Consider the following 1,971-nt stretch of genomic DNA (forward strand, 5'->3'; position numbering starts at 1 on the left):
AACCAAAGATATTTAATAAGCTTTGTGGTTAGGAAAGAAAAACGAGATTCTGCTAGGGTCTCGTTTTTTACTTTAGTGCCCTGATCAAATCATCATGTCTCTATCAAGCCCCCAATAATCATCCAACAATTGTAGGGGCAATCCCTTGCTGTAATACAATGGAAGTTCGCGGTTTATCGGAATGGTTGCCCTAGTGAAGAGCAAACATGAGCATACAATAACCCTTCAGCCCAATTCTTTATAAGAGCCTAACGAAATACCGCACCCATTACGAAATAACGTATAAAAATCCTTATTTTTAGCCCTCCTTATTTTGATAAAAATAAAAAAGTAAAATTTTATTTCACTGATTATCAATTACTTAAAAAATAATTTTTGAACCAAAACACTTTTGGTCTTAGGTTTGAATATATACTAACCAAAGATATTTAATAAGCTTTGTGGTTAGGAAAGAAAAACGAGATTCTGTTAGGGTCTCGTTTTTTACTTTAGGGACTTTTTGGTTTTTCAAGAAATCACCTTACTTAATACAACTTGCAAAGCCTCGATAAACATATCAGCTTCGGTTTGCCCAATGCCCAAAGGAGGCAACAAGCGTAAAGTATGGGTACCCGACGCCCCGGTAAAAATATGATGTTCAAATAACAATTGCTTACGCAAATCCTTGATTTCAAAATCAAACTCCAACCCAATCATCAGTCCCTGTCCTCTTAAATCCTTAACCGCCTCTACATGCTTCAATTTTTCCATCAAATAAGCGCCTGTCTCAGTGGCATTCTTCATGAGTTCTTCTTGCTCCAGTACTTCCAGTACAGCAATGCTTGCCGCACACGCCAAATGGTTGCCGCCAAAGGTAGTGCCCAGCATTCCGTGCCAAGGCTCAAACCCCGGACTGATCAATACACCTCCCACCGGAAACCCATTGCCCATGCCCTTTGCCATGGTAATAAGGTCAGGCTTAATAGTACTGTGTTGGTGGGCAAAAAATTTACCCGAACGCCCATAGCCCGACTGTATTTCGTCTAAAATTAAGACCGTACCAGCCGCTTTACAAGCTTGTGCCAATGCCTCTAAAAATGCCGGATCGGGTACTTGTACCCCCCCTACCCCCTGTATGCCTTCTATAATTACCGCAGCTATGTCGTGATTATTCAACGCTGTTTTAGTAGCTTCCAAATCGCCCCAAGGCACCCTTACCACCGCGTGGTTGGCATTGATTGGAGCCACTATTTTGGGGTTGTCAGTAGCGGCTACTGCGGCCGAGGTACGCCCGTGAAAACCTTTGGCAAAAGCCAACACTTTGCTACGCCCCGTATGAAACGAGGCCAATTTTAAAGCATTTTCATTGGCTTCAGCGCCAGAATTACACAAAAACAAAGCATAGTCATCATAACCAGAGAGTTTGCCCAGTTTGGTGGCCAACTGTGTTTGCAACGGGTTTTGTACCGAGTTAGAATAAAAACCTATTTGCTGGAGTTGCTCATTGATACGCTGTACATAATGCGGATGACTATGCCCAATAGAAATCACCGCATGCCCTCCGTATAAGTCTAAATATTTTTGCCCGGTTTTGTCCTGTATATAGGCTCCTTTAGCTTTTACAGGCTCTATGTCAAATAAGGGGTAAACGTCAAATAGTTTCATTATTTGTTTCTTTAAATTAAATGTCAAGCAGATATACACAACTCATTATCAACAGCCTTATTGAAGTTTTTATTCAGGTACTCATCCGCAGGTGGAGACACCAGAGGAGGCGGTGACGCAACTTTTTAGGAGCTTATGCCCCAAAAAAAAATCGCTCGCCTGCTCCGAGCTTGTTCTCGGAGGGCAGTGTCTCCACGCCCGATCGATACCTCGAACTTTGCAGGCTACAGCGAGATTTCTCATTTTTTATTTCAAAACCGTACACTAATTTTTTACTACTAATCCTTATATAGAGTTTAATTTTATCAGTCTCAAAAGTGCTTGAAA

Annotated in this window: 2 protein-coding genes; both read right to left on the reverse strand. The window is 41.6% G+C overall.

Going from position 1 to position 1,971, the window contains the following annotated elements; genetic code table 11:
- Positions 1-507: 507 nt before the first annotated feature.
- Positions 508-1,644, reverse strand: coding sequence for an aminotransferase class III-fold pyridoxal phosphate-dependent enzyme (locus tag Q0954_RS33765; protein WP_299466443.1), 1,137 nt, complete (start codon positions 1,642-1,644; stop codon positions 508-510).
- 133 nt (positions 1,645-1,777) lie between these two features.
- Positions 1,778-1,971 (reverse strand): hypothetical protein (locus Q0954_RS33770; RefSeq protein WP_299466445.1); only part of this gene is annotated, 194 nt, incomplete at its 5' end.

The organism is uncultured Microscilla sp., from assembly GCF_947493425.1.
Lineage (GTDB): Bacteria > Bacteroidota > Bacteroidia > Cytophagales > Microscillaceae > Microscilla.